This is a genomic window from Nonomuraea sp. NPDC059023, from assembly GCF_042740095.1.
Lineage (GTDB): Bacteria > Actinomycetota > Actinomycetes > Streptosporangiales > Streptosporangiaceae > Nonomuraea.
In genome coordinates, this window is the sequence record NZ_JBHYIO010000010.1 from 242,507 (window position 1) to 268,471 (window position 25,965).

General features: G+C 70.5%; 25 protein-coding genes. 13 read left to right on the forward strand and 12 right to left on the reverse strand.

The genetic code is table 11. The annotated features are described in order from the left end of the window. Positions 1-74: 74 nt before the first annotated feature. Positions 75-1,016 (forward strand): diacylglycerol/lipid kinase family protein, encoded by a 942-nt coding sequence (locus ACFWYW_RS19510; protein WP_379612215.1) that lies wholly within the window; start codon positions 75-77, stop codon positions 1,014-1,016. A 273-nt stretch (positions 1,017-1,289) separates the two neighbouring features. Then, complete coding sequence (locus ACFWYW_RS19515) at positions 1,290-1,541, forward strand: WhiB family transcriptional regulator (RefSeq protein WP_184972476.1); 252 nt, start codon at positions 1,290-1,292, stop codon at positions 1,539-1,541. Positions 1,542-2,113: 572 nt separating this feature from the next. On the opposite strand, the gene ACFWYW_RS19520 is transcribed toward ACFWYW_RS19515, so the two are convergent. Beyond that, entirely contained in the window at positions 2,114-3,604 is a 1,491-nt protein-coding gene (locus tag ACFWYW_RS19520; protein WP_379612216.1) for a histidine kinase N-terminal domain-containing protein, read from the reverse strand. 940 nt (positions 3,605-4,544) lie between these two features. Between ACFWYW_RS19520 and ACFWYW_RS19525 the strand changes: the two genes are divergently transcribed. Together ACFWYW_RS19525 and bioD are read left to right on the forward strand one after the other, a co-directional pair. After that, positions 4,545-5,264, forward strand: a complete 720-nt coding sequence (locus tag ACFWYW_RS19525) for a GntR family transcriptional regulator (protein WP_184972473.1) — start codon at positions 4,545-4,547, stop codon at positions 5,262-5,264. Between the two features lie 156 nt (positions 5,265-5,420). After that, positions 5,421-6,137 (forward strand): dethiobiotin synthase, encoded by a 717-nt coding sequence (gene bioD, locus ACFWYW_RS19530; protein ID WP_379612217.1) that lies wholly within the window; start codon positions 5,421-5,423, stop codon positions 6,135-6,137. Between the two features lie 20 nt (positions 6,138-6,157). On the opposite strand, the gene ACFWYW_RS19535 is transcribed toward bioD, so the two are convergent. After that, positions 6,158-6,790 carry a hypothetical protein gene (locus tag ACFWYW_RS19535; RefSeq protein WP_379612218.1) on the reverse strand — a complete coding sequence of 211 codons (633 nt, stop codon included), beginning with the start codon at positions 6,788-6,790 and terminating at the stop codon, positions 6,158-6,160. Positions 6,791-6,945: 155 nt separating this feature from the next. On the opposite strand from ACFWYW_RS19535, the gene ACFWYW_RS19540 reads away from it, so the two are divergent. The 4 genes from ACFWYW_RS19540 to ACFWYW_RS19555 are packed head-to-tail and all read left to right on the forward strand — an operon-like array spanning position 6,946 to position 11,200. Continuing rightward, positions 6,946-8,106, forward strand: a complete 1,161-nt coding sequence (locus ACFWYW_RS19540; protein WP_379612219.1) for a histidine kinase — start codon at positions 6,946-6,948, stop codon at positions 8,104-8,106. Further along, positions 8,097-8,750 carry a response regulator gene (locus tag ACFWYW_RS19545; protein WP_379612220.1) on the forward strand — a complete coding sequence of 218 codons (654 nt, stop codon included), beginning with the start codon at positions 8,097-8,099 and terminating at the stop codon, positions 8,748-8,750. Before ACFWYW_RS19540 ends, ACFWYW_RS19545 begins: the two co-directional genes overlap by 10 nt. Then, positions 8,747-9,514, forward strand: a complete 768-nt coding sequence (locus ACFWYW_RS19550; RefSeq protein WP_379612221.1) for a DUF4097 family beta strand repeat-containing protein — start codon at positions 8,747-8,749, stop codon at positions 9,512-9,514. The genes ACFWYW_RS19545 and ACFWYW_RS19550 overlap by 4 nt, the downstream gene beginning before the upstream one ends. A gap of 39 nt (positions 9,515-9,553) precedes the next feature. Continuing rightward, entirely contained in the window at positions 9,554-11,200 is a 1,647-nt protein-coding gene (locus tag ACFWYW_RS19555) for an acetolactate synthase (protein ID WP_379612222.1), read from the forward strand. A 5-nt stretch (positions 11,201-11,205) separates the two neighbouring features. Here the strand turns inward: ACFWYW_RS19555 and ACFWYW_RS19560 are convergent, their stop codons facing one another. Further along, the gene (locus ACFWYW_RS19560; protein WP_379612223.1) at positions 11,206-12,771 is read right to left on the reverse strand and encodes a protein kinase; all 1,566 of its coding nucleotides are present in this window, start codon (positions 12,769-12,771) and stop codon (positions 11,206-11,208) included. A 230-nt stretch (positions 12,772-13,001) separates the two neighbouring features. Here ACFWYW_RS19560 and ACFWYW_RS19565 point away from each other — a divergent pair, with 230 nt between their 5' ends. Further along, positions 13,002-13,382 carry a thioesterase family protein gene (locus ACFWYW_RS19565; protein ID WP_379612224.1) on the forward strand — a complete coding sequence of 127 codons (381 nt, stop codon included), beginning with the start codon at positions 13,002-13,004 and terminating at the stop codon, positions 13,380-13,382. Here the strand turns inward: ACFWYW_RS19565 and ACFWYW_RS19570 are convergent. From ACFWYW_RS19570 to ACFWYW_RS19600, 7 genes are all read right to left on the reverse strand, one after another. Next, positions 13,372-13,584: a biotin/lipoyl-binding carrier protein gene (locus ACFWYW_RS19570; protein ID WP_379612226.1), complete on the reverse strand. Its 213-nt coding sequence runs from the start codon at positions 13,582-13,584 to the stop codon at positions 13,372-13,374. The genes ACFWYW_RS19565 and ACFWYW_RS19570 overlap by 11 nt on opposite strands. Positions 13,585-13,626: 42 nt before the next feature. Beyond that, positions 13,627-15,009 (reverse strand): acetyl/propionyl/methylcrotonyl-CoA carboxylase subunit alpha, encoded by a 1,383-nt coding sequence (locus ACFWYW_RS19575; RefSeq protein ID WP_379612227.1) that lies wholly within the window; start codon positions 15,007-15,009, stop codon positions 13,627-13,629. A 176-nt stretch (positions 15,010-15,185) separates the two neighbouring features. Further along, positions 15,186-16,448: an HD-GYP domain-containing protein gene (locus ACFWYW_RS19580; RefSeq protein WP_184972453.1), complete on the reverse strand. Its 1,263-nt coding sequence runs from the start codon at positions 16,446-16,448 to the stop codon at positions 15,186-15,188. An 11-nt stretch (positions 16,449-16,459) separates the two neighbouring features. Next, on the reverse strand, positions 16,460-17,809 hold the full coding sequence (locus ACFWYW_RS19585) for an HD-GYP domain-containing protein (protein WP_379612228.1): 1,350 nt from the start codon (positions 17,807-17,809) through the stop codon (positions 16,460-16,462). Between the two features lie 236 nt (positions 17,810-18,045). Further along, a complete protein-coding gene (locus tag ACFWYW_RS19590; protein ID WP_379612229.1) occupies positions 18,046-18,984 on the reverse strand; it encodes an NAD-dependent epimerase/dehydratase family protein in 939 nt (312 codons plus the stop codon). Positions 18,985-18,994: 10 nt separating this feature from the next. Beyond that, on the reverse strand, positions 18,995-19,222 hold the full coding sequence (rsrA, locus tag ACFWYW_RS19595) for a mycothiol system anti-sigma-R factor (protein WP_379612231.1): 228 nt from the start codon (positions 19,220-19,222) through the stop codon (positions 18,995-18,997). A 35-nt stretch (positions 19,223-19,257) separates the two neighbouring features. After that, entirely contained in the window at positions 19,258-19,863 is a 606-nt protein-coding gene (locus tag ACFWYW_RS19600; RefSeq protein WP_379612232.1) for a sigma-70 family RNA polymerase sigma factor, read from the reverse strand. 253 nt (positions 19,864-20,116) lie between these two features. Here ACFWYW_RS19600 and ACFWYW_RS19605 point away from each other — a divergent pair, with 253 nt between their 5' ends. Then, on the forward strand, positions 20,117-20,851 hold the full coding sequence (locus ACFWYW_RS19605; protein ID WP_379612234.1) for a class I SAM-dependent methyltransferase: 735 nt from the start codon (positions 20,117-20,119) through the stop codon (positions 20,849-20,851). Here ACFWYW_RS19605 and ACFWYW_RS19610 read toward each other — a convergent pair. Continuing rightward, on the reverse strand, positions 20,848-21,180 hold the full coding sequence (locus ACFWYW_RS19610; protein WP_379612235.1) for a TraR/DksA family transcriptional regulator: 333 nt from the start codon (positions 21,178-21,180) through the stop codon (positions 20,848-20,850). The genes ACFWYW_RS19605 and ACFWYW_RS19610 overlap by 4 nt on opposite strands. 152 nt (positions 21,181-21,332) lie before the next feature. Beyond that, a complete protein-coding gene (locus tag ACFWYW_RS19615) occupies positions 21,333-22,079 on the reverse strand; it encodes an SOS response-associated peptidase (RefSeq protein WP_379612236.1) in 747 nt (248 codons plus the stop codon). A gap of 353 nt (positions 22,080-22,432) precedes the next feature. On the opposite strand from ACFWYW_RS19615, the gene aroA reads away from it, so the two are divergent. The 3 genes from aroA to ACFWYW_RS19630 all read left to right on the forward strand — a co-directional run bounded on the left by aroA (position 22,433) and on the right by ACFWYW_RS19630 (position 25,930). Beyond that, the gene (aroA, locus tag ACFWYW_RS19620; protein WP_379638936.1) at positions 22,433-23,734 is read left to right on the forward strand and encodes a 3-phosphoshikimate 1-carboxyvinyltransferase; all 1,302 of its coding nucleotides are present in this window, start codon (positions 22,433-22,435) and stop codon (positions 23,732-23,734) included. Further along, positions 23,731-24,774, forward strand: coding sequence for a ribosome small subunit-dependent GTPase A (gene rsgA / locus ACFWYW_RS19625; RefSeq protein ID WP_379612259.1), 1,044 nt, complete (start codon positions 23,731-23,733; stop codon positions 24,772-24,774). Before aroA ends, rsgA begins: the two co-directional genes overlap by 4 nt. A 256-nt stretch (positions 24,775-25,030) precedes the next feature. Beyond that, complete coding sequence (locus tag ACFWYW_RS19630; RefSeq protein ID WP_379612238.1) at positions 25,031-25,930, forward strand: zinc-binding dehydrogenase; 900 nt, start codon at positions 25,031-25,033, stop codon at positions 25,928-25,930. The last annotated feature ends 35 nt before the right edge of the window (positions 25,931-25,965 follow it).

The window sequence follows — 25,965 nt, forward strand, 5'->3', positions numbered from 1 at the left end:
TGTTCTGGTTTGGGGTGGGGATTTGGGTGGGTGTGGGAGGAGTGGGGCGATCGGGTAGCGGTTACGGTGGAGGCATGCGTGCGATGTTGCTGGTCAACCCCAAGGCGACCACCACGAACTCGCGGACCCGCGACGTCCTCATCCGCGCCCTGGGCGCCGCCGTTGACCTGACCGTCGAGGAGACCGGCTACCGCGGGCACGCGGCGGCGCTGGCCGGGAAGGCGACGGCGAAGGGGTTCGACGCGGTAGCCGTACTCGGTGGGGACGGGACCGTCAACGAAACGGTGAACGGCCTGCTCAACACGCCCGCCACCAGCGCGACCGAGCGGCCCGCGCTCATCGTCATCCCCGGCGGCAGCGCGAACGTCTTCGCCCGTGCGCTCGGCCTGCCCAACGACCCCGTCGAGGCCACGGGGGCGGTGCTGGAGGCGTTGCGGGAGGACCGGCGGCGGGTCGTGAGTTTGGGACATGCCCAATGGGAAGATGAGGGCAGGTACTTCACCTTCTGCTCGGGCATGGGCTATGACGCCGAGGTGATCAGGGCCGTCGAGGGGCTGCGCGGGAGCGGCAGAAAGGCCACTCCGGCACGTTATGTGAACACCGCGCTACGCCACTATGTCGCCACCGACAAGCGGACTCCGGCCATGACCCTCACCGGGCCCGGCATCCCGAGCGCGCACGGGATCTTCATGGCGATCATCTCGAACACCTCGCCCTGGACCTACGTGGGCACGCATCCGGTCACCCCGACTCCGTGGGCGAGTTTCGAGACCGGACTGGACCTGCTGGGGCTCCAGCGCCTGGGGCTCCCGACCATGTTGCCGCTGATCCGGAAGATCCTCACGGAGAGTGATCGCCTTCCGTCCGGACGCCACCTGGTTCAGCTGCACGACGAGGCCGAGTTCACGCTGACCGCCGAACGCCCCGTCGCCTTCCAGCTCGACGGTGACTACCTCGGCGAGCGAGAATCCATCACATTCCGGGCTACACCGAACGCGTTACAAGTTCTGGTCTAGATGGTTACATTCGGTCATTGTGTGACGCATCCGACATCCATCTCCGCCAAAACTTCCCACCAACCCTCTTGCGTGCACTCTGCGTGGCTGAAAAGCTCGTGAATGACATCGGAACGTAGGACCTTTAATCAGCCCCTTAGAGGTCCGCCGATGTTCAGCGGGCATCCCCGGGTCCACAGGATTCGGGAAAGGTTCGCGCGAGTTAGTGAATCTCTTCACAAAGTACTAGCCGCACGGAGTCAACCACCGGCTCCATCCACTAAGGAGTGACGCATGGACTGGCGCCACCGAGCTGCCTGCCGTGACGTGGACCCCGAGCTGTTCTTCCCGATCGGCAACACCGGCCCCGCGCTCATGCAGATCGAGGAGGCCAAGCAGGTCTGTCGTTCCTGCTCGGCCGTCGAGAAGTGCCTGAAGTGGGCGCTGGAGTCCGGTCAGGACGCCGGCGTGTGGGGTGGCCTGAGCGAAGACGAGCGCCGCGCACTCAAGCGCCGCCGCGCCCGCACTCGCGCCGCCGCCCTCTGAATCATCATAAGGTCCTTGAAGATCATCATAAGGTACGGCACAGCCGACCTGACACCACCCGCCGCCTTTGGCGGGCGCCGATCGTGGGGATCGCTTCTCACGTCGGACGTGGTACCCGCCGTCACGGCGCATCCTTGGCCGCCCAAGTGGTCCGACCCCTTGGACGACCAAGAGCGCGCCGTGGCGGCTTCCGCGTGCCACCCCCACAACACCTGACCGGCCCAGCCCAAGCCCTCGGCACCAGGTCCCGCCCGTCAGGACACCGGAAACCCGGGCCAACACCACTCGCCTGAACACCGGAACCGCAGGCCAACGCTGGCCGCCGCCCGCCTGTCCCGGCGCTGGAAGCCGGGGCCGTCGCCGCGTGTCTCCGCGCCGCGAGCGGGACCGACGTCCCGCGCCGTCCTGGTGCTGGAAGCACGGGCCAACGCCACGCGTCTCGGCTCGGGAGACGCATGGTGACGCCGCGACATCCAAGCTCAAGCAGCCAACCGGGCTCGCGCCGTCAGCCCTGCCTCCGGCTCAGGAACACGCTCGCCGTACCCTCGAAACGCTCTTTTGCGGCGCGCGGCCTAGGGGCGGGACGCGTCGGGAGGGGCGGTGGGGAGGGGGATCGAGAGGGAGGCCTCTGTGCCGCCGCCGTCGCGTGGGGCCAGGGCGAGTTTGCCGGAGAGTTCCCCGACCACCAGGGTGCGGACGATCTGGAGGCCGAGGCTGGTGGAGTTCTCCAGGTCGAAGTCCTCGGGCAGGCCCAGGCCGTCGTCCCAGACGAGGATGTTCAGGCGCTCGGGCTCGGCCTTCACCACCACCTGGAGGCGCTTGGGGCGGCCGTGCTGGAGGGCGTTCTGGAGGAGTTCGGTCAGCGCCATGGCCAGCGGGGTGGCGATCAGCGACGGGAGGATGCCGAACGCGCCCACCCGGCGGGGGGTTACCGCGGCCTCGGGGGCCGACACCTCTCCCGCCATGGCGATCACGCGGTCGGCGATGTCGTCGAAGTCCACGAACTCCTCGGGGGCGTGCGAGAGCGTCTCGTGCACGATCGCGATCGAACCCACGCGGCGCACCGCCTCTTCCAACGCCTCCCTGCCTTCGGGGACGCGTAGGCGCCTGGCCTGGAGGCGGAGGAGGGCCGCCACGGTCTGGAGGTTGTTCTTGACGCGGTGGTGGATCTCCCGGATGGTGGCGTCCTTGGTCATCAGCTCGCGTTCGCGGCGGCGCAGCTCGGTGACGTCGCGGATGAGGACCAGCGCTCCGATACGGCCGCCGCCCACGATCAGCGGGATCGCCCGGAGCTGAACGATCGTGCCGCCCGACTCCACCTCGGTCTCCTTGGCCGCGCGCCCGCTGGCCACGATCATGAGGTCCTCGTTGATGGGCTCGTCGGAGTAGCAGAGCTGCGCGGTGACCCGGCCCAGCTCAGCGCCCACGAGGTCGGCGTGCAGGCCCAGGCGGCGGTAGGCGGACAGGGCGTTCGGGGAGGCGTAGGTGACGCGTCCCGCACGGTCCAGCCTGAGCAGGCCGTCGCCCACCCGCGGCGAACGCACCAGGATCGGCTCCTCGCCCGAGAACGGGAACCGGCCCTCCGCCACCATCTGGGCCAGGTCGGAGGCGCTCTGGAGGTAGGTGAGTTCGAGGCGGGAGGGGGTGCGGGCCGACGACAGGTTCGTGGAGCGCTGGATGACGCCGATGAAGCGGCCGGAGCCGTCGGGCAGCGTGCGGCGTACCGGAATCGTCTCCTCGCGGACCGGAACGCCCGTCGACCAGTCGGGGTCGCCCTCGCGGCAGATGCGGCGCTCGTTCCAGGCGGTGTCGATCAGGTGGCGCTCGCCGCGGCCGACGACGCTGCCGACGATGTCGTCGTGGTAGACGGTAGGGCCGGTGGTGGGGCGCATCTGCGCGATCGCGATCCAGCCACGCTCCTCCAGCAGGGGCGTCCACAGGATGAGATCGGCGAACGAGAGGTCGGCCAGCAACTGCCAGTCGGAGACCAGCGAGTGCAGCCAGTCGAGATCAGCCTCGTCAAGGGCGGTGTGGCGGACGACGAGGTCGCTGAGAGTCGGCACGAGTGCATCATGCGTGCTTAACACCGCAACAACCAAACCGACCACCCGCCACATGAACCGGTTCGCGCCCTACGGGACCCAATCCCGGGCACAACTACCCGGTTGCCCATGGGCTGTCCGGGCGGGGATGCGAGACGCCGGAAGACCGGACACCAGAGGGCACACGGAGACGGACGACGCCGACCCGAGCACGTAGGGCACCGGCATCCGGAGGCCCGAGGCCGCAGGTTTGGTGGCGGGCGGAGACACGAGGCGTGGGGTGCGTTGCCGGAACGGAGGTCGGAGGCTCCGGGGCGCGGGGCCGGAGGCACGCGGCGCTGGGCTGAGGCCGAGGTGCGGTGGGCGGGCCCAGGCACGAGGCGCGGGCCGAGCGGTGGTGGGGGCGGGGGTCGTGGGGGCGTTGGGGCGGGGAAGGGCGGGGGATTGTGCACTCAAATGGGTTTTTTCGGGAATCTCACATTGTGAGAACCGTCACACTGTCCCAATCGCTCAGTTCCCCAGCCGGAACTGTGCAAGCGACCCCGGAGGTGACCAGCACGTTGATCGACTCAACGAGGTCGTTCACCTCGGACACGCCCCCGGCCCAGGCCCGCGTGAGCGCCGCATGCCCCGTGGTGGATATCCTTCTCAGTCAGCCTGAGCTGCCAGTACGCGCGCGTGTCCAGGCGGGCGAGCCGGCCGCTGTGGCCCGCGAGTCCGGCCTGGAGACCGGCGTCCCGGCAGGAGCTGTCGTGCCGGTCGTCCGAGGGGCGCCGGGGACCGCACTGGAGGCCGCCGCCACCTGTGCGGAGCACGGCGTACGCGTCGGATGCCGCCGGCAGCCGCCAGTGCCCACACGACACTCTTGCCTGTGGTTGACCGCTCGGGCCAATCTGAGTTCCGATGATCTCGCGGTGATCAGACACGCCCTCACCGCCGTGGCAGAAGTGAAGGTGAGAGCGTGACTGAGGACCCCCCTCGCGTACCTAAGTACTACGACGTCAAACGCAGCCTGCTCGAACTGACCAAGAGCCTGCCGCCGGGTACCGCGCTGCCGCCCGAGCGGACGCTGGCCGTACGCTTCGAGACGTCGCGCACGACGGTGCGTCAGGCGCTCACCGAGCTCGTGGTGGAGGGCAGGCTGCTGCGCATCCAGGGCAAGGGCACGTTCGTCGCCCAGCCCAAGGTGGCGCAGGTGCTGCAGCTGACCTCCTACATCGGCGACCTGCGCACCGCCGGGCTCGAACCGGACACCAAGATCCTCGAGATCGGCTACATCACCGCCGACGAGCCGCTGGCCCGCCGCCTGGCCATCAACCCGGGCGGACGCGTGCTGCGCATCCACCGCCTGCGCCTGGCCAACGGCGAACCCGTCTCCATCGACACCACCCACCTCTCGGCCCGCCGCTTCCCCAGGCTGCGCCGCGAGCTGGAGGTCCACTCCTCGCTCTACGAGACGCTGCACAACGCCTACAACGTGCGCCTCACGGACGCCGAGGAGATCATCGAGACGGTCCTCGCCACGCCGTACGACGCGAAGGCCCTCGGCGTGGACGTCGGCCTCCCGATGCTCCTGCTGACCCGCCATGCCTTCGACGCCGACGGCAATCCGGTCGAGTGGGCACAATCGCTCTACCGCGGCGACCGCTACAAGTTCGTCACCCGCCTGCGCCGCCCTTAACCCGTCAAACCCCCATTCCCCTTTACGGCAAGCCGCACCACCCGCCCCCGCCGTCACCCGCGCACCGCAAGTCGCTTCCACGCCCCTCGGGCGCGCCGCCACCTCACCGTGACGGCCGCGCCCTGGGCCGGCGAGGTGGTCGCTATCGTGGGCCACATGAGTGTCGTGGTAGTCACGGGGACCGACACCGGAGTGGGCATGACGGTCGTCACCGCCGCGGTCGCCGCCCTGGCCAGGCGGCGGGGCGCGAACGTGGCCGTGGTCAAGCCCGCCCAGACCGGCGCGAGGCCCGGCGAACCTGCTGACCTGGACGAGGTGATCAGGCTGTCCGGGGTCACCACCACGTTCGAGTTCGCCCGCTACCCGGACCCGCTCTCGCCCGCGGCCGCGGCCCGCGCGAGCGGCCTGCCGCCGGTGTCGCTGCCCGAGGTGGCGGTGCGGGTGCGGGAGCTGGCCGAGTCGAACCAGCTTGTCCTGGTCGAAGGCGTGGGCGGCCTGCTGGTGCGCTTCGACGAGGACGGCACCACGCTCGCCGACCTGGCCCGCTTGCTGACCGCGCAGGTGCTGGTCGTGGCCGGCCCCGGGCTCGGCACGCTCAACCACACCGCGCTGACGCTGGAGGCGCTCGCGCACCGGGGCCTCGACCTGGCCGGGCTGGTGATCGGGTCGTGGCCGGACGAGCCGGACCTGGCCGAGCGCCTGAACGTGGCCGACCTGGAGATGCTGGCCGCCCGTCCGCTGGCCGGCGCGCTTCCCGCGAACGCCGCCGGCCACCCCGACTTCGCCGCGCTGGCCCACGCCGCCCTCGGTCCCACGCTGGGAGGCGGTTTCGACCCCGCGAGGTTCCGCCAGACGTTCAAGCCCGCGCGGTGAATGCCAGAGCGCGGTGACCGTCAGGCGTTCCGGCAGCGAGCCTCGGGCAGTCCGCACACCCGTGCCGCCATCGTCCTGGTCTGCTTCACCAGCGTCCTGAAGTCCTTGACCGGCAGCCCGCGCCCGGAGTCGCCGACCTCGAAGTAGATGAGCACGGCCGCGCCCCTCCTGACCGCGGCGAAGCGCATGGACCCCTCGTAGTCCCTGTGGACCGCCCTGATGCCCTCGTCGCCGACCTTGAGCGGACGGCTGGTGTAGGTGGACTTCAGGAAGTCGTCGCCGCCGACGGCACAGCGCTTCAGGTCGGCGCGCAGGCCGTTCATGACCGTCCTGGCCGCCTTCACGTCGCGGTAGAGGGCCACCTGCTCACCCCAGGACTCGACCTCGACCGTCTTGACGGTCGTCCTGGAGGCGATCCGGCCCCGGTCGGTCGCCTTCTTGCCGGACCAGTAGCGGTGCTCGCACGGGTCGAGCAGCAGGCCCGCCGTACGCGCGTCGCTGATCTTCCATCGCTCGACGTCCTTGTGCGGCCCGCGCGCCGCGGCCTCCGTCAGCAGGAAGCCCTTCGGCAGCGCCGGCGAGGCGGCCTGCGCGGGCACGCCCCACGCCAGCGTCGCGGTCGCCGCCGCGAGCGCGATCCCTGTCTTCATCATCGTTCCTCCCCTGTCCCGGTCCCCCTTCGTGAGATGCGGATCGTGGCCCGGTGGTTCGGGCGTAAGGCATGCTCGTGGGGTGGGGCTAGCACCACCCCCACTTCGCCCAGCAGGCCCCTGTCGAGGATCGGCGGCCAGTCCATAGGTTGGAGAGCATGAAAGTCCCCCGCCCCTGGTCGGCGCGTACCTGGCTGGACACGGCGCATGTCGTGACCGGTGTGCCGATCGCCGTGGTGCTCGCCGTGCTGACGGTCGTGCTGGCCGTGCTGCCGCCGGTGCTGCGGCGCAGCGTGCGCGGGCTGACCGCGGTGCAGCGTTCGCGCCTGGCCGCCTTCCTGGGGTTCGTGCTGCCGCCGGTGCCGCGCAGCACGGCCTGGCGCGACCGGCGACTGTGGCGGCAGATCGGCTTCCACCTGCTGGCGCCGGTGCTGAGCGCGTTCGCCGTGGTGCTGGTCTGCGGGTTGTGGGGCGGCGGGCTGGTGGGGCTGACCGCGTTCCTGCAGCCGGTACTGCAGCCGCCGCCGGGGGTGTTCAAGTTCGATCTGCGCAACCCGGTCGTGGCGTCGTTGTTCACGGCCGTGGGGCTGGCCATGCTGATGCTGGCTCCGATCGCGGCGCGGGCGATGGCCGTACTGGAGATCTCGATCGCGCGGGCGCTGCTGGGCCCGAGCCACGCGGAGCTCGGCGAGCGCATCGAGAACCTCCAGGAGAGCCGGGCGGGCGTGATCGACGCGGCCGACGCCGAGCGCCGCCGCATCGAGAGGGACCTGCACGACGGCGCCCAGCAACGGCTGGTGTCGCTGGCCATGAACCTGGGCCTGGCCCGCGCCACGCTCACCGACCTGCCGGCGCCCGCCAAGGAAGCCATCGAGCAGGCGCACGAGGAGGCCAAGCAGGCCCTGCGCGAGCTACGCGACTTCGTGCGCGGCCTGCACCCCGCTGTACTCAACGACCAGGGCCTGGACGCGGCCCTGTCCGGCGTCGCCGCCCGCTCCCTGGTGCCGGTACGGCTGCGCGTCGACATCGCCCAGCGGGTCTCGCCCACCATCGAGGCGGTGGCGTTCTTCGTGGTCTCCGAGGCGCTCACCAACATCGCCAAGCACGCCCAGGCGCGCTCCGCCGAGATCTCGGTGCGCCGGCGCGACCAATGGCTGACGCTGACGATCGTGGACGACGGGCGGGGCGGGGCCAGCATGGAGGGCGGAACCGGACTGCGCGGGCTGGCGCAACGCGTCCGCTCGGTGGATGGATCGCTGCACCTGGAAAGCCCGCTCGGCGGGCCGACGATGATCGAAGTGGAGCTACCGTGCGAGTAGTGCTGGCCGAGGATTCCGTCCTGCTCAGGGAGGGGCTCATCCGGCTGCTCGAAGCCTCCGGCATGCAGGTGGTGGCGACCTCGGGCGACGCGGAGGGGCTGCTGCGGGCCGCCGACGAACACCGGCCCGACCTCGTGCTGACCGACGTCCGGATGCCGCCCACGCACACCGACGAGGGCCTGCGCGCCGCGCTCGTGCTGCGCCGCCAGCAGCCGGAGCTGGCCGTGCTGGTGCTCTCGCAGTATGTCGAGGAACGCTACGCCGCCCAGCTGCTCTCCTCGGCGACCGGCAGCGTCGGTTACCTGTTGAAGGACCGGGTGGCCGACGTGACCGAGTTCATCGACGCGCTGCGCAGGGTGGCGGCCGGCGGCACGGTCCTGGACCCCGAGGTGGTCTCCCAGCTTCTCCTGCGCGGGCACAGCGACCCGCTCGACCGGCTCACCCCGCGCGAGCAGGAGGTGCTGAAGCTGATGGCCGAGGGCCGCTCGAACGCCGGCATCGGGCAGGAGCTCGTGCTCAGCGAAGGGGCGGTCGGCAAGCACATCGGCAACATCTTCACCAAACTCGACCTTTCGCCCGCCGAAGGCGACCACCGCCGGGTGCTGGCGGTCCTGCACTTCCTCAAGATCAGGAGCGTGCCGTGAGGGCGGTCTGGCTGACGTTCGGCGCCGTGCTGACGGTGCTCGCGCTGTTCCTGGCCAGCGGCGGGATGTGGGCGGGCTTCGCCCGCGCCCGCCCGCCGACGCACCAGAGCACGCGCACCATCCCCTTCGTCGGCAAGAAGCTCCAGATCGAGGCGCGCGGCGACGTGAGCGTGTCGATCGTGCCGGGCGCCGCCGGCGAGATCCAGCTCGACCAGCGGCTGCGCTGGTCGGAGACGCGGCCGAACGTCTCCGAGGACTGGAACGGCACCACCCTGCGCCTGGCCGCGGACTGCCCCAACATCAACAACGACCGCGGCCTCACGTGCGACACCGACTACACGGTCTTCGTGCCCTCGGAGACCAACCTGGACGCGACGGTGGAGGCCGGCACCCTCCGGGTCGACAGCCTGTACGGCGACGTCCGCATGACCACGGTCTCCGGGGACATCGGCGTCACCCAGACCGTGGGCAAGTTGTGGGCCCGCAGCGGTTCCGGCAACATCCGCGCCTTCGACCTGCGCGGTGAGGAGGCCGACACCGAGACCGGCGAGGGGCAGGTCGAGCTCAACTTCCGTGAGCGGCCCATGAACGTGAAGGCGCTGGTCCGCACGCAGGGCGACATCAGGATCAACGTGGAGGACGGCGCCTACGACGTCACCGTCCAGGCGGAGACCCCCGACGTCGACGTGGTCCACGACCCGTCCTCGGTCCGCAAGATCGACGCCCGTGCCCAGTACGGCCGGGTCGACATCTGCTGTGGATGACCTCTGTTTGAGGAGGTGACTGGTTGGTAGGTTCCCGGCATGGAGTCCGCGAAGCATGCCGGTGACGCAGCCGTCGCCGTGTCCAAGGCCTATGGCATCGAGACCATGTTCACCCTCTCCGGAGGCCACGTCTTTCCGTTGTACGACGGCGCGGTGCACGAGGACATGCGGATCCTCGACGTACGCCACGAGCAGAGCGCCGTCTTCGCCGCCGAGGCCACGGCGAGGCTCACCCGCAAGCCCGGCCTGGCGGTGCTGACCGCCGGCCCCGGCATCACCAACGGTGTCAGCGGCGTCGCCACCGCGCATTTCAACGGCTCGCCCCTGGTCGTGATGGGCGGCCGGGCCCCGCAGTCGCGCTGGGGCAGCGGCGCGCTCCAGGAGCTGAACCATCCTCCGCTGCTCGAACCGATCACCAAGCTGGCCTTCACCGCCACCGGCCCCGACTCGATCGGCCAGGACGTCGAGATGGCCTTCCGCACGGCGATCGCCCCGCACCGCGGCCCGGTGTTCATCGACTTCGCCATGGACCACCTGTTCTCCCCCTCGCCGGCGCACGCCGCCGACACCCAGACCCCGTCGCCGCTGGAGCCGGATCCGGATGCCGTCGCGGCGATCGCCCGGCTGATCGGCGAGGCGGAGCGGCCGGTGCTGGTGCTCGGCTCCGACGTGTGGATGGACCGCGCCGAGGAGGCGGCCCGCGACTTCGCCGAGTCGTGGAAGCTGCCGGTGATCCTCAACGGCCAGGGCCGCGGCATCCTGCCCGCCGGCCACGAACTGCTGGTCACGCGCGCCCGCGGACAGGCGTTCGGCGAGGCCGACCTGGTCATCGTGGTCGGCACCCCGCTCGACTTCCGCCTGGGATACGGCTGGTTCGGCGGCAAGAACGGAACCTCGCTGGCGCGCGTGGTGCACATCGTGGACGCGCCGTCGCAACTGGCCACACACATGCAACCGGCCGCGTCGGCCGCGGGCGACCTGTCGGTGGTCTTCTGGAGCCTGGGTACGGCCTGCGGCGAAGCCGACATCAAGCCCGCCCGCTACGCCCCCTGGACCGCCAGGCTGGCCGAGACCGCGGCCGCGGCCGTCGCCGCCGACGCCGACCTCCTGACCGCCGGCTCCGACCCGATCCACCCCATGCGCATCTACGGCGAACTGGCCAAGATCCTGGCCGACGACGCCGTGGTGATCGGCGACGGCGGCGACTTCGTCTCCTACGCGGGCAAGTACGTGGAGCCGAAGCAGCCGGGCAACTGGCTCGACCCCGGCCCGTACGGCTGCCTGGGCACCGGCCTCGGCTACTCGATCGCCGCCCGCCTGGCCCGCCCGTCCTCGCAGGTCGTGCTGCTGCTCGGCGACGGCGCCGCCGGCTTCTCCCTCATGGACGTCGACTCCCTGGTACGGCACGGCCTGCCCGTCGTCATGATCTGCGGCAACAACGGCATCTGGGGCCTGGAGAAGCACCCGATGCAGATGCTCTACGGCTACGACGTGGCCGCAGAACTGCGTCCGCAGACCCGCTACGACCAGGTGGTGACGGCGCTGGGCGGCGGCGGCGAGCTGGTGACCAGGCCGTCGGAGATCGGTCCCGCGCTGCGGCGGGCCTTCGACTCCGGCGTGCCGTACATGGTGAACATCGCGACGGACCCGCAGATCGCCTACCCCCGCAACACCACGGGGGTCTGAGGCGGCTACTGCTTGAGGCTCGGCGTCGGCGTCGCGGAAGGCGTCGGCGTCGGGGAGCAGAGCTCGGTGTTGACCAGCGTCAGCAGGACGGCCTTCTTCAGCTCCAGCTTGGCGCCGGCGCCCGGATTCTGCTCGACGACGGTCAGGCAGCGCTCGGGGAACTGGCCGCGTTCCTGGTCGTCCACGCGGACGGTGAACCCGGCGGACGTGATGATCCTGCGGGCGTCCGGGTACTTCATGTTGACCACCCCCGGCACCGGCTTCTTGATCGCCGGAGTGGCCGACGGCGTCTTGGTGCCCTTCGTGGCCGACGGCGTGGTCGTGGGCGTCTTCGTCGTCGTGGGCGTCTTGGTCGGCTCCGGGTCCTCGGTGGGCTCCGCCCTGGTCGGCTGGCGCGTCGGCTCCTCGGGAGGAGTCGTGACGGGCTGGTGCTTGGTCCTGGTGGGCTTGGGCCGCGGGGGCTTGGTGGTGCTCACCTCGGCGCCGATCGGGCTGGTGGTCGCCTCGGGGTCGCCGTCCGTGGTCATCCCGGTGATCGCGACCGCGCCCGCGCCCACGCCGAGTACCAGGGCGACGGCGATCGCGGCGACCAGGCCGCCCCTGCGGCGGGCCTTGGACGCGCGCCGGTTGCCGCGGCGCGGCTGGGCGACGGTGGTGTTGTCGTCGGACGGCGCGGCGGGCGGCCCCTGGACCGCTCCCGTCTGGTACGCCTCGACCGGTGGCGCCATCGTGGCGCCGGTGACCACGTCGGGCACCTCGCCGGCGGCGACCTGGCGGGAGGCGCGGCTCATCTCGGCGGCGCTGGCGAAACGCCTGGCCGGGTCCTTGGACAGCGCCTTCTCCACCAGCGCGCGCACGGCCGGCGGGATCTCGGCGGGCAGTGGTGGCGGAGCTTCCCTGATGTGCTTGAGCGCGATCGTGACCGCGCTGTCGCCGTCGAAGGGGCGCTGGCCGACGAGGCATTCGTAGGCGACCACGCCGAGCGCGTAGATGTCGACCGCGGGGGTCACGGGGGCGCCTTCGGCCTGCTCGGGCGCGCAGTAGGCGGCGGTGCCGAGCACCATGCCGGCGTCGGTGAGCCGGTTGGCCACGTCGGAGCGGGCGATGCCGAAGTCGGTGAGCACGAGCGTGCCGTCGCGCTGGACCATCAGGTTGCCCGGCTTCACGTCCCGGTGCACGATGCCCTGGTCGTGTACGGCCTGCAGCGCGGAGGCCGCCTGCGCGATGAGCTCCATCGCCGGTTCTGGCGCGATCCGGCCGAGGCGGATCAACAGGCGGTCGAGCGGTTCGCCGTCGACGAACTTCATCACCAGGTAGACGGTGTCGCCGCTGACTCCGTAGTCGTAGACGTCCACGACGCCCGGGTGGTTGATCGTGGCCATGGCTCGTGCCTCGCCCTGGAAGCGGGCCACGAAGCCGGGGTCGTCCATCCGACCTGGGAGCAGCACTTTGACAGCGACGGTCCGCGCGAGGACGATGTCCTCCCCACGCCAGACCTCGCCCATGCCACCGGCGCCGATGCGGGTGTCGAGGCGATACCTCCCCGCCAGCGTCGTCCCTTGCGCGACCATGTCTCCCCCGGTACCCCCTGCCTCTCCAACCCCAGACACCAACAAAGCGAACTTGTGTCGCAGCGGGGTAACACAGAGGTCACGGAACTTCGAGAGTGTATGACCCTGGCGTCCCACACGCCACTCATATGCCACAAGCCGTACAAACCCTATCCTGCGGCCTTCTGATGGACCTTGTCCGCGTTTCCCGGAGATCTGGGCCCCATCAGCACCACCAGTAGGCTGAGGCCATGACGCTCGCTCCCGGTCTCCGTTCCCAGTTGCTCATCATGGTCGAGCGTGAGGACACGGCCGCCAAGATCGGCAGCGGTGACGTGCCGGTGCTGGCCACGCCGCGGCTGCTCGCGCTGGCCGAGATGGCCACGTTGCAGGCCGTACGCCCGCATCTGGGCGCGGGCGAGACGTCGGTCGGGACCCGCGTCCAGCTCGACCACCTGGCGGCCAGCCCGGTCGGCACCCACGTCGAGATCAGCACCGAGCTCACCGCGGTCGACGGCCGGCGACTGGTCTTCAGCTTCGTCGCCCGCGACCGCACCACGCTGGTCGGGCAGGGCACCATCGAGCGGGTCGTCGTCGACCGCGAACGGTTCATGGAGCGCGCTACTCGATGACGGCGATCAGGTCGCCTTCCTGGATCACGTCACCCTCGGCGACCTTGAGCTGCGCCACCACGCCGGAGTCCTCGGCGAGGACGGGGATCTCCATCTTCATCGACTCGAGAATGACCAGCGTGTCGCCGTCCTCGACGGTGTCGCCCTCCTTGACGACGACCTTCCAGACGTTCGCCACCATCTCCGCGTATACCTCGGCCACGGGTGCTCCCCTCTTCCTGACGATCCAACCATGTCACGTGCGCTATGCGCGCATACGCCCGACCAGACCCGTGTCGTAGTCCCCGCTGACGAACTCCGCGTTGTCCAGCAGTTCCGCGCAGAACGGCAGGTTGTTCTTGGGGCCCTCGACGGCGAACCCGGCGACCGCGTCCTTGGCCCGCTCGATGGCCTGCGCGCGGCTGTCGCCGTACACGCACAGCTTGGCCATGAGGGGATCGTAGAACGGGGTGACCGTGTTGCCTTCCACGTAGCCGGAGTCGACCCGGGCGTCGGCCGGCTCCCGCCAGACCGTGATCTTGCCAGGTCCGGGGAAAAAGCGCTTGGGATCCTCGGCATAGACGCGGAACTCGATCGCGTGGCCGCGCGGCTCTGGGCGCACCTCGGGGTTCTCGCCCGCAGCCACCCGTAGCTGGAGCTCCACCAGGTCGAGGCCGGTGACGAGCTCGGTGACCGGATGCTCCACCTGCAGCCTGGTGTTCATCTCCAGGAAGACGAAGTCCTGCTTGTCGGCGTCGACCAGGCACTCCACGGTGCCCGCGCCCAGATATCCCACCGCCTCGCCGGCCCGCACCGCGGCGGCCAGCATGCGCTCACGCAACTCGGGCGTGACGCCCGGCGACGGGGACTCCTCCACGACCTTCTGGTGGCGGCGCTGCACCGAGCAGTCGCGCTCGCCCAGCGCCACGACGCGGCCGTCGGGCAGGCCGAGGATCTGCACCTCGACGTGGCGGGCCCGCTCGATATAGCGCTCCAGCAGGATCGCCGGACCGGCCAGAACGTCGCCCTCGCCACCGGCCGTGGCCGCGCCGGCGAAGCGCGCCGCCGCCCTGGACGCCTGCTCGAACGCCTTGGCCAGTCCCTTCTCGTCGTGCGCGACGCTCATCCCGATGCCGCCACCGCCACCGGCCGTCTTCACCATGACCGGATAGCCGATCTCGGCCGCCGCCAGCACCGCCAGCTCAAGATCGGTGGCCGGCTCGCGGGTGCCCGCCGCCACCGGCACACCGGCCGCCTCCATCAGGTTGCGCGCGTTGATCTTGTCGCCCATCCGCTCGATCGCCTCGGGCGCGGGTCCGATCCACACCAGCCCGGCCTCGGTCACCGCGCGGGCGAACGCCGCGTTCTCCGCGAGAAAGCCATATCCCGGATGTACGGCACGCGCCCCCGTCCGCCGGGCCGCCGCGAGCACCTTGTCCACGTCGAGATAGGACTGCGCGGGATTGGCGGGGCCGAGCAGCACCGCCTCGTCGGCCTCGGTGACGAACGGCAGATCGGCGTCGGCCTCGGAGTAGACCGCGACAGCGCGCAGGCCCAGGCGCTGGACCGTGCGGATGACGCGCCGCGCGATCTCGCCTCTGTTGGCGATCAGAACGGGTCCCAGGGTCCCCAGGGTCGCTGTAAGCACGCGCCCACCCTACGACCGCGCCCTCAGCCACCCCTTCTCCGCAAAACCACCGATCCCGGGAGGGTGTTCTGTAGAAACCACACAAAGGCGAGGGCCAAGAGAGGCGCTATATCCCCCCGAACGGCCCGCCACTTTGTACGAGGCCGGAAACCCTCCTGATCTCCGCCCCGACCCCCCTAAATCCGGTGGGCAGGCGCCCGGTCGACCACGCGGGCCAGCCCGCCGATGCAGGCGGCGTCGTACTCCGAGCCGCCCGCCAGGCGCAGCCGTTCGAGTGCGGCACCGGCGCGGTCGCGGTCGGTCGAACCGCCGACGAGGTCGTCGTAGGCGTTGGCCACCTTGATGATGCGGCTCGACAGCGGCGGATCCTCGTCGATCGGGTCGCACTGGCGGCGCACCACGTCGGCCACGCGGTCCAGCACGCCGGTCTGCCTGATGACCTCCGCGCCCAGCTCGGCGATCCGCCTGGCCTGCTCGGGGTCGGTCAGCACGGTCGCGCCGCCCGGGATCGGGTCGCGCAGGGACAGCTGGCCGATGTCGTGCATCAGCGCCGCGTACTCCAGCTCCAGGAGTTCCGGCTCGGACATGCCCAGTTCGCGGCCGATCGCCACCGACAGGCGGCTCACCCTGCGGGAGTGGCCGGGCTCGACGTAGCCGCCCACCTCGGTCACCCGCGACAGCGCGCGTACCGTCTGCAGGTAGGTGGCGCGGATGCCGGCGTACTTGCGGAAGGCGACCTGCGTGACCAGCAGAGGCGCGGCGAAGACGACCAGCGCCACCAGGTCCATGCTGTGAGAGGCCAGCGCGAGCAGCACGCCGGAGGCGGCGACCGCCGCGCCCAGCGGGAACGCGGTGCGGACCTCGTCGCTGACCGCCACCTTGAACGCGGTGCGCACCTGCTCGGCGCGGAGCATCGCGGCGATCAGCACGTCGATGCCGAGGGTGAGCGCGATCAGCGTGACCATCACCGTCAGCGCGGGCCACCAGGTGCCGCGGTCGCCCAGCGTCAGCTCGTGCAGGGTGCCGGCCAGCGGGCGGAAGGCGAAGGCCAGCAACGCGCCGGTCAGCAGCCGCCTGGCCATCGCGTCGAGGCGCGGCGGGCGGCCCACCGCCAGATGCGGCAGCGCGCCGGCCATCATGCCGACCGCGATCACCGCGACCACCTGCAGCGCCGAGTGGCGCAGCGGGTTGGTGGCCAGGTCGAGCAGGAGTGTGTAGCCGAGCGCGGCGGCGGCGCCGATCGGGGCCACCTCCCGGTTGCCCGGCATGGTCAGCCGGGCCAGCTCGCCGACCGCGATCAACGCGCCGAAGCCGATGGCCACCTCCGGGCGGTCGAGCCCGACCGCCGCGGTGTGCGCCACCCCCGCCACGGCCACCAGCCCGGCGGCGCAGATCAGCAGCAACTGCCCGGAGTCCAAGCCCTGAAATGCGCGCTTCATTGGGTCGCGTTTCATTGGCCCGTCACAACTTGGATCGGCATGGTCGGGTCGTCGTGGTCCTTGATCGTGGCGGCGTCCTCGGGCGGCGGATCCACACGGCGCTGCGGCTGCCACGGGTTGCGTTCCAGCGCCTTGATGAACGCCGCCACCATGACCGGGTCGAACTGGGTGCCCGCGCCCCGCTCCAGCTCGTCCACCGCCACCTCGACCGGGCGCGCGCCCCGGTAGGAGCGGTCGGAGGTCATCGAGTCGAACGCGTCGGCCACCGCGATGACCCGGGCGAACTCCGGGATCTCCGGCCCGGCCAGCCCCATCGGGTAACCCTTGCCGTCATGGCGCTCGTGGTGGTGCATGATCCCGGCGAAGGCCTCGTCGAGGAAGTCGATGCCGCGCACGATCTCCAGGCCCCGCATCGGGTGAAGCTGGATCGCGGCGAACTCCTCCTCGGTCAGCGGGCCCTCCTTCTGCAGCACCTTCGTGGGCACGCCCAGCTTGCCGACGTCGTGGAGCATGCCGGCGTAGCGGATGGCCCGCAGCCGGTCCATGCCCATGCCGATCTCCTGCGCGATCATGGTGGAGGCGAGCGAGACGCGGGTGCAGTGGCCGCGGGTGTAGTAGTCCTTCGTCTCGACGGCCTGGCACAGCGCGGCCATCGTGGCGTCGTAGGAGCGCTGCTGCGCGTGGTACTGGCCGAAGGCCCACCTGGCCACGAACAGCGGCAGCAGCACCAGCACCGCGGAGATCGACTGGATCGTCGCCCACAACCCCGCCACCAGCAGGCCGAACGTGCCGTAGCCGAGATAGGTCAGCAGGAACTGCACCATGCCCCGCATCGGCACCTCGCCCGCGCTCACCTGCGTGGCCAGCGAGATCATGGTGAGCGTCAGCACGATGTTGAGCGGCACGAAGACGGCCGTGGCCGCCGCGTAGGGGCCGATCAGGTCGTCGAACGCGTTGACCTGCGGGACCCCGGAGACTCCGCCTAACTGCTGGTAGACCCATCCGGCCGCATAGCCGCACAGGGCGAACTGGGCGCCGTTGAACAGCCGCTTGATCAACGGCAGGCCGGGCCGTACGCTCAGGACCGCCGTGAGGCCGACCAGCGCGGCCCCTTCCATCCCGATGAGCACCACCGCGGCCAGCGCGGCCGAGAAGCTCACCGACACGGCGAACTGCTCCACGTTGAGCAGCGTCGGCATCGACTCGCACACCAGGAACAGCAGCGCGAGCACGAGCAGGATGCCGAGGCTCTCCGAGGCGACCAGTTGCCCCTTGGTGATCAGGCTGTGGGCGAACAGCGCGGTCGCCGCGCCGATCACGGCGAACAGATAGACCTTCGCAGGCCACGAGAGATCACGCATTGCGGCTCCCCTTTGGAGCTCAGGTCCAGGAGACTCCGGGCGGGAGGGCGCCACCGCCCCCGCCGGTCGCCAAGAGGAGAACGACCGGTGTGATCAGCACGAGCGCCGTGATCAGCCGGGCGGTCGAAACCTTCAACATCCACTTCCTCCACGTCGAATTCTGTGATTCACGCTACAGAAGTTGACGTGCTGAAACGGGTGGAGTCGAGAATCGCAAGCAAAGCGTAATCAAGCCACTACCTGCGGCAACTCCGCCTCCAATCGACTGTGGCGCGCAGGCCACTGGCCAGGTCACTCGCGGGCTGCCAGGAGAGCCCGTCGTAGGCGGGCACCGGGTCCACGGCCATGGCCGGCAGGTCGCCCGGCCTGGGCTGCGCGAAGCCCGGCTTGTCCTGGGCGCCCACCGCGTCGGCGATGAGCGAGTGCAGACGGCGGTCGGTGGTCTGGATTCCGGTGCCCAGGTTGAAGCGGCACGCGTTGCCGTCGGCGCCGCACGCGCGCACGAAGCCGTCGACCACGTCGTCCACGAAGACGTAGTCGCGGGTCTGGGTGCCGTCGCCGTAGAGGACCGTGGGCACGCCGTTGAGCAGGGCGTCGGTGAAGATGGCGACCACGCCGGCCTCGCCGTCGGGGGACTGGCGCGGGCCGTAGACGTTGGAGAGGACGAGCGTGGTGTACTCCAGGCCGTACAGGGCGTGGAAGGTCGACAGATACGTCTCGGCGCTGAGCTTCGACGCCGCGTACGGCGAGCGGGGGTCGGCCGGGGCGTCGGCGGGAACCGGGATCGCGGGCGGCCGGCCGTACACCGCGACGGAGGAGGCGAACACCACCTTGCGGCTGCCACCCTCGCGCGCGGCGGCCAGCACCGACGCGGTGCCCTCGACGTTGACCCGCGCGTCGTGCACCGGGTCGGCCACGCTCCTGCGGACGCTGATCTGCGCGGCCAGGTGACAGATCACCTCGGGCTTCCACTCCGCGCCGAGCGCGATCATCGCGGGGTCGCGGATGTCCAGCTCGCACAGCCGGAAGCGCTCGTGCGTCAGGGCGCCGGCCAGGTTCGCGCGGCTACCGGAGGAGAAGTCGTCCACGGCGACCACGTCATGGCCGTCGCCCAGCAGGCGGTCGACGAGATTCGACCCGATGAAACCGGCTCCTCCGGTGACCACCACGCGCATGGGGAAGATCTTAGTCGGACAGCTCCGCCCGGACCTGCTCGATACGGCCGAGCACCTTCGACCTCAGATCGGCCGGCACCGGATCACAACCGCAGTGCTTGGCCACGAGCTGCTTCACGACCTTGTCGAGGTCGTACTCCTTGAGGCACGGGTCGCACTCGTCGAGGTGCACCCGGATGTCGACGCAGTCGCCCTCGCCGAGCTCCCCGTCGATGTAGGCGTAGACCTTGTCCAGCACTTCACGACAGTCGGTGTCATGCGGGTTTCCACAGCTCATTTCGACCCCTCCGCAGGGACAAGGCCACGGTCGCGAGCATAGTCCTCGAGCAGGTTCCGCAGCTGCCTGCGGCCGCGGTGCAGCCGGGACATCACGGTGCCGATCGGGGTGCCCATGATGTCGGCGATCTCCTTGTAGGGGAACCCCTCGACGTCGGCGAGGTAGACCGCGATCCTGAACTCCTCGGGCAGCGCCGCGAGCGCCTGCTTGATGTCCCCGTCGGGGAGGTGCTCAAGCGCCTCCACCTCGGCGGACTTCAGGCCGGACGAGGTGTGGGACTCGGCGCGCGCGAGCTGCCAGTCCTCGATCTCCTCGGTGCCCGACTGCTTCGGCTCCCGCTGCTTCTTGCGGTAGCTGTTGATGAACGTGTTGGTCAGGATCCGGTAGAGCCACGCCTTGAGGTTCGTGCCCTCCTGGAACTGATGGAACGAGGCGAACGCCTTGGCGAAGGTCTCCTGAAGCAGGTCCTCCGCATCCGCCGGGTTCCGGGTCATCCGGAGCGCGGCGGAGTAGAGCTGCTCGAGGTACGGCATGACGTCGCGCTCGAACCGCTCACTGCGCTGCTCCAGAGTCTCCGCGCCTGTCGCGGGCACCGGACCCACCCCCCTAAGATCACCGGTGGCCGGCTGTGGCGGTACACCGTACTCAGGGGAGAATACCTGCTTGGCACCAAGTCGCCGGTCACTGGGGCCGGGTGACGGTGGCTGTGGACGACCTGCAACTGCGAGCATGCTCGACTCAACCCACCCGCGCCCGCGTCTGTTCCCGCAAGATAGAAGGTGACGAACAACCCGGTGCGGGGAAAATGAATACGTACCGGTTGGTAGCCATTGTCCCGGAACCCAGGAGTCGCGTGTGCTGCCCATTCCGGCCGAGGAACTGAACGGCTCGGGGACCCTCGGGCCGTACTGGACGTTCTATCGCGCGGTCGTCGCGGAACAGCTGAGCAGGTGGCTTCCCGGCCAGCCCTCGGTGATCCTCGACCTGTCCGGCGGGCGCGGACGCTGGTCCGGCCAGGCCGCGCGCGCCGGCCACAAGGTGATCGAGGTCGTCGACTTCCGCAGAACCGCCGACCAGGCCAGGTTGCGCGACGTCAGAGTCCGCCAGGTGCGCTCGGACGACCTGTCCTTCCTGCCCGACGAGAGCGTGGACGCGGTGCTCGCCGAGGAGCGCGCCATGTCGGTGGAGCTCATGGCCGAGTCGGCGATGTCCGACGTGGCCCGCGTGCTGCGCCCCGGCGGGCGCGCGCTGTTGTGCGTCGACTCGCTGGTCCTGGGCATGGCGATCCTGGCCGAGCAGGGCCAGTGGCAGCACCTGCGCCAGACGGGCGAGGTCATGCTCGTACCCTGGCCCGACGGCGGCATCACCCGCTGCTTCAGCAGTGGTCAGCTGCGCGAGCTGCTGATGGGCGCGGGCCTGGAGGTCGAGTGGGTACGGCCGCGCACCGTCCTGTCCCCCTCGACCGTCGACCACGTGCTCGGCTCCGACTCCCGGTCGCTGGCCTGGCTGGTGCGTACCGAACTGGAGGCGCACCCCGACGACAACGACACCGTGGGCATCCACCTGGTGGCCAGCGCCCGCAAGTCCTAGCGGCGCCGCTCCTGCTTCGACTGGCACTGCACGCAGCGCGCGGCCTCTGGGCGGGCCTCCAGGCGTCCTTCCGGGACCGGTTTGCCGCAGTCGACGCATTCGCCGTAGACGCCGTCGTCGATGCGCCTGAGCGCGTTCACGACGGCGCGGCGCTGCGCGACGGCCGCGTCGAGCATGGCCTGGGCGCGGTCGGCCTCGGTGAGATCGGACCCGGCGTCGGCCGCCGAACGCTCACGCACGGCGACGGGCTCGCCGGTCAGGACCCTGATGGAGCGGTCGAGCTCGGCGAGCATGCTGTCCAGGCGTTCACGAGCGGTCGTGTGGTCCACGAATCCGCACCTCCGGGCAGGTGAGGGGAGCCTGGCGAGACTCCCCGGTGGTCCCGCCCTGCGCAAATAGGGGGTGAATGTGGCGGTGACACCGAGTGAACGGTCGCATCGCTTTTCCACCGGATGCCCACTTGGCGTGGTTCTTACACCTTCTAGAAAAGTCCGCTTTCTCCGGGGTCAGGCAGGGGTTTGATGAGGTCCGGCCCGTTGTTCCGGACATTGTTCACATCTGTGGACACCGGGTACGCAACCAGCCGGCCCGACTGCGCCGGGATCAACAGCCCCTGGGCCGTCGAGGTGTCGGTGAGCTTCGGGTCGAGCCACTCCGCCCACCGCTCGCGCTCGATCATCATCGGCATCCGGTCGTGGATGTGGCCGAGGTCGTCCTCGGCGTCCGTCGTGATGACCGTGCAGGTGACCAGCCACTTCAGCGGGTCGTCGTCCGCGCGCGTCTTGTCCTTCCAGAACTCGTACAGCCCGGCCATCGCCAGCACCCCGCCGTCCTCGGGATGGATGAAGTAGGGCTGCTTCTTCTTTTTGTCGCCCTCTACCGGCATCCACTCGAAGTACCCGTCGGCCGGGATCAGGCAGCGCCGCTTGGCGAAGGCCTGCTTGTAGGCCGGCTTCTCGGCCAGCGTCTCGGCCCGCGCGTTGATCATCCGGGAACCCACCGAGGGGTCCTTCGCCCATACGGGCACCAGGCCCCACTTGACCACCCGCAATTGCCTGACCTCCCGCTCGGCCTCCTCGGGCACGCGGCTCAGGACGGCGTAGACCTGCTTGGTGGGGGCCACGTTGTAGTCGGGGCTCAGCTCCTTGTCGGGCTCGGCGTCGAGCTCGACCTGGAACTCCTCCAGCAGCTCGTGCTTCTTCCGCGCCGAGGCGTATCTACCGCACATAGCACCACCCTGCCATGTTCGGGGTTGGGTGCTCGGCGGACGCATCGCCCTTTTTGCGGAATGCCAGGCCCACAACACACCGCCGCCCTCCCCAACGCCACCCCCACACCAACCTCCCTCACGCCTCGCCTCCTCCCCCCGCTGTCCCTCCTCCCTCGCCTCCTCCCCCCGCTGTCCCGCCTCCCCCCGCTGTCCCTCCTCCCGCCCACGTCCTCCCTCGACGCCTTCCTCCCGCCTCGTCCACCCAAGCGCCCCGCCCCTTGCCCGGAGGTGTTGTCCACAGGCTCTCCCGGCGTCCGCGCCTCCATCCACAGGCTGCGGCCTGCCGTACCGGCTGCCAGTAGTCTTTGACCATGCCCGCTCAGCACTGGCCAGCCCCGGTCGCGACCGCCCCCGTCGCGGCCACCGTCGCCCTGCCCGGCTCCAAGTCGGTGACCAACCGCGCGCTCCTGCTGGCCGCGCTCGCCGACGGGCCAGGCCTGGTCCGCCAGGCACTGCGCAGCCGCGACGCCGACCTCATGGTGGCGGCCCTGCGCGCGCTCGGAGCGGGCTTCGAGGCGGTGGCCGAAACCCCGGCGGGCGTCGACTGGCGCGTCACCCCCGGCCCCGTCACCGGCGGCGCGAGCATCGACGTCGGCCTGGCCGGCACGGTGATGCGGTTCGTACCCCCGATGGCGGCGCTGGCCGACGGCGAGGTGCGCTTCGACGGCGACGCCCACGCCCGTAAGCGCCCGATGGGCCCCATCCTCGACGCGCTGCGCGCCCTGGGGGCGACGATCGACAACGACGCGCTGCCGTTCACCATCCGAGGCCCGCTGAGCGGCGGCGAGGTGACGATAGACGCGTCGGGTTCATCCCAGTTCGTCTCAGGGCTGCTGCTGGCGGCAGCCCGCTTCGAAAAGGGCGTCACGATCAGGCACGCCGGCCCGCCGGTCCCCTCGCAGCCCCACATCCTCATGACGGTCCAGATGCTCAGGGCAGCGGGCGTGAGCGTCGACGACACGGAACCCGACGTGTGGCGAGTCGCCCCCGGCCCGATCGCGGCACGGGAGACGACGGTCGAGCCCGACCTGTCCAACGCGGCGCCGTTCCTGGCCGCCGCCATGGTCGCGGGCGGCTCGGTCACCATCCCCGACTGGCCGTTGAACACCACCCAGCCGGGCGACGTCCTGCGCGACCTGCTCACCCGGATGGGCGCCACCATCGACCTGACACCAACCGGCGAAGGCGTGGCCGGCCTCACCCTCACCAGCACGGGCGGTGGGCAGATCATCGGGATTGACGCCGACCTGCGTGATGTGTCCGAGCTGACGCCCACGATCGCCGCGCTGGCCGCCCTGGCCACCACGCCGAGCAGGCTGCGCGGGATCGCCCACATCCGCGGCCACGAGACCGATCGCATCGAGGCGCTCGTCACCGAGATCAACCGCCTGGGCGGCGACGCGGAGGAAACCGACGACGGCCTGATCGTACGGCCGCGCCCGCTCCACGGCGGCGTCTTCCACAGCTACGCCGACCACCGCATGGCCACCGCCGGAGCGGTCATCGGGCTGGCGGTGCCCGGTGTCGAAGTGGAGAACATCGCGACAACGGGTAAGACCCTGCCGGAGTTCACCCGCATGTGGGGGGAGATGCTGGGGGGAGTAGACCGCTGAAACGGCGGGAATACGACGAGGACGACGTCAGGGTCAGGCCGGGTAAGGGTTCGCGGCCGAGGACCCGGATCCGTCCTGCCCACGAGGACGCCGTCGAGGGCTTCGTGGTCGCCGTCGACCGGGGCCGCTACACGACGCTGGTGGAGGCGGCGCCCGCCGCGTCCGGGGGCCGGGGCCGTAAGAAGGCCAAGCCCGTTCGCCGTCTGGTGGTCGCGATGAAAGCGCGTGAACTCGGGCGTAAAGGCATTGTCGTGGGTGACCGGGTGGCGATCGTAGGCGATGTATCCGGTGAACCCGACACCCTTGCCCGCATCGTCCGCGTCGAACCCCGCACCTCGATGCTGCGCCGTTCCGCCGACGACACCGATGACACCGACGGCATCGAGCGACCGGTCGTGGCCAACGCCGACCAGCTGGTCATCGTGACCGCCCTGGCCGAGCCGCCGCCCCGGCCGCGCATGATCGACCGCATCCTGGTGGCCGCCTTCGACGCCGACATCGAGCCCCTGCTGTGCCTGACCAAGTCGGATCTGGCGCCGCCGGACGAACTGCTCTCCCTGTACGAACCGCTCGGCGTCCCCCACGTCGTCGTCCACAAGGGCGGCTCACTGGAGGAACTACGCGACCACCTGACCGGTCGCGTCAGCGTGCTGGTGGGCCATTCAGGCGTGGGCAAGTCCACCCTGGTCAACGTCCTGGTACCGGACGCGAACCGGGCCGTCTCCCACGTGAACGCGGTGACCGGCCGCGGCCGCCACACCTCCACCTCCGCCGTGGCACTGGAACTGCCCGAGGGCGGCTGGATCATCGACACGCCCGGCGTACGCAGCTTCGGCCTGGCCCACATCTCGGTGGAAACCGTGCTGGCCGCCTTCCCCGACCTCATCGAGGTCACCGTCAACTGCCCCAAGGGCTGCACCCACCGCGGCCCCGACTGCGCACTCGACGCCTGGGTCGCCGACGGCCACGCCGACCCGGCCCGCCTCGACAGCCTCCGCCGCCTCCTCGCCACCCGCGACCCCGAACCCTCCACCGATTAACTCCCCCTCGCCGAGCCGAGAACGGGCGGTCCAGAGCGCGAGCCGTGGCAGCCGAGTGGAGTGGGGCCAGAGCCGGGACACCCAGAGAGCCCGGGGCTGCCAAGGGCCCGGTGTGAGGTGTCTGCCGGCCGACAAGGTGCGCACTCGGGCGGCCAACGGTGTGGGCCGGGGCTTGGGCGGTCACCAGCCGCAGGGATCGTGGGGTCGTGCGTGGGGTGTGCGTGGGTCGTGAGGGGTGGGTGGCAGGGTTCTCGGCATGATGAAAGCGCTGATGTTCAATCCGGAACTGTCCATCGCCACCGTGTCCGAGCCCGTGCCCACCGCGTCTCAGGTGCTCATCCGGGTGTCGGCGGTGTCGCTCAACTTCGGTGAGGTGGCCTATCACGATCCTCGGTCGCGGCGGGTGCCGGGGTGGGACGCCGCTGGTGTGGTCGTACAGGCGGCCGCTGACGGGTCGGGGCCGTCCGTCGGCATGCGGGTGGTGAGTTTCGGGTGGTCGGGGGCCTGGGCGGAGTTGCGGGCCGTGGACACCGCCGAGCTCGCGGTGGTTCCCGACTCCGTGGATCTGGGGGTGGCCGCGGCGTTGCCGGTGGCGGGGGTGACGGCCGTGCAGGCGGTGCGGCGGCTCGGCCCGATCGCCGGGCGGCGGGTCCTGGTTACCGGGGCGGCGGGCGGGGTGGGGCGCTTCGCCGTACAACTCGCTGCTCGTGAGGGGGCGCGGGTGATCGCGTCGGTGAGCAGCCCGGCCCGTGCGGAGGGCCTGCGCGCGCTGGGCGCCGCCGAGATCGTCAGCGGCCCCACAGACCTGACCGAGCGCGTGTACGGCGTGCTGGACACCGTCGGCGGCCAGCAGTTGGCCGAGGCGTTCTACCGGCTGGAGGACGACGGCGTCGTCCAGGCCATCGGCCGGGCCGCGAAACAGCCGACGCTGATCGACTTCGAACGGGCGGGCTCCGCCTCGGCACGCGGCCGGATCGAGAACTTCAACGTAAGCGCGCCCTTCGGCCCGGACCTCGCCCACCTCCTCACGCTCCTGGAGCGGGGCGAGCTGGAGGTCGAGATCGGCTGGCGCGGCCCGTGGGACCAGGCCACCGTCGCGGCCAAGGCCCTGCTGTCCCGCGAAGTCCGGGGCAAGGCCATCCTCACCCTCCCGTGATCACCCACACCGGGGCAAACCGCCGTTCGGCCCGC

What these genes read in the sequence shown, in the direction of transcription:
- ACFWYW_RS19510 (WP_379612215.1), top strand. Translation starts at nt 75, where the DNA reads ATGCGTGCGATGTTGCTGGTCAACCCCAAGGCGACCACCACGAACTCG.
- ACFWYW_RS19515 (WP_184972476.1), top strand. Translation starts at nt 1,290, where the DNA reads ATGGACTGGCGCCACCGAGCTGCCTGCCGTGACGTGGACCCCGAGCTG.
- bioD (WP_379612217.1), top strand. Translation starts at nt 5,421, where the DNA reads ATGAGTGTCGTGGTAGTCACGGGGACCGACACCGGAGTGGGCATGACG.
- ACFWYW_RS19535 (WP_379612218.1), bottom strand. Translation starts at nt 6,790, where the DNA reads ATGATGAAGACAGGGATCGCGCTCGCGGCGGCGACCGCGACGCTGGCG.
- ACFWYW_RS19540 (WP_379612219.1), top strand. Translation starts at nt 6,946, where the DNA reads ATGAAAGTCCCCCGCCCCTGGTCGGCGCGTACCTGGCTGGACACGGCG.
- ACFWYW_RS19555 (WP_379612222.1), top strand. Translation starts at nt 9,554, where the DNA reads ATGGAGTCCGCGAAGCATGCCGGTGACGCAGCCGTCGCCGTGTCCAAG.
- ACFWYW_RS19560 (WP_379612223.1), bottom strand. Translation starts at nt 12,771, where the DNA reads ATGGTCGCGCAAGGGACGACGCTGGCGGGGAGGTATCGCCTCGACACC.
- ACFWYW_RS19565 (WP_379612224.1), top strand. Translation starts at nt 13,002, where the DNA reads ATGACGCTCGCTCCCGGTCTCCGTTCCCAGTTGCTCATCATGGTCGAG.
- ACFWYW_RS19580 (WP_184972453.1), bottom strand. Translation starts at nt 16,448, where the DNA reads ATGAAGCGCGCATTTCAGGGCTTGGACTCCGGGCAGTTGCTGCTGATC.
- ACFWYW_RS19585 (WP_379612228.1), bottom strand. Translation starts at nt 17,809, where the DNA reads ATGCGTGATCTCTCGTGGCCTGCGAAGGTCTATCTGTTCGCCGTGATC.
- ACFWYW_RS19590 (WP_379612229.1), bottom strand. Translation starts at nt 18,984, where the DNA reads ATGCGCGTGGTGGTCACCGGAGGAGCCGGTTTCATCGGGTCGAATCTC.
- ACFWYW_RS19615 (WP_379612236.1), bottom strand. Translation starts at nt 22,079, where the DNA reads ATGTGCGGTAGATACGCCTCGGCGCGGAAGAAGCACGAGCTGCTGGAG.
- aroA (WP_379638936.1), top strand. Translation starts at nt 22,433, where the DNA reads ATGCCCGCTCAGCACTGGCCAGCCCCGGTCGCGACCGCCCCCGTCGCG.
- ACFWYW_RS19630 (WP_379612238.1), top strand. Translation starts at nt 25,031, where the DNA reads ATGATGAAAGCGCTGATGTTCAATCCGGAACTGTCCATCGCCACCGTG.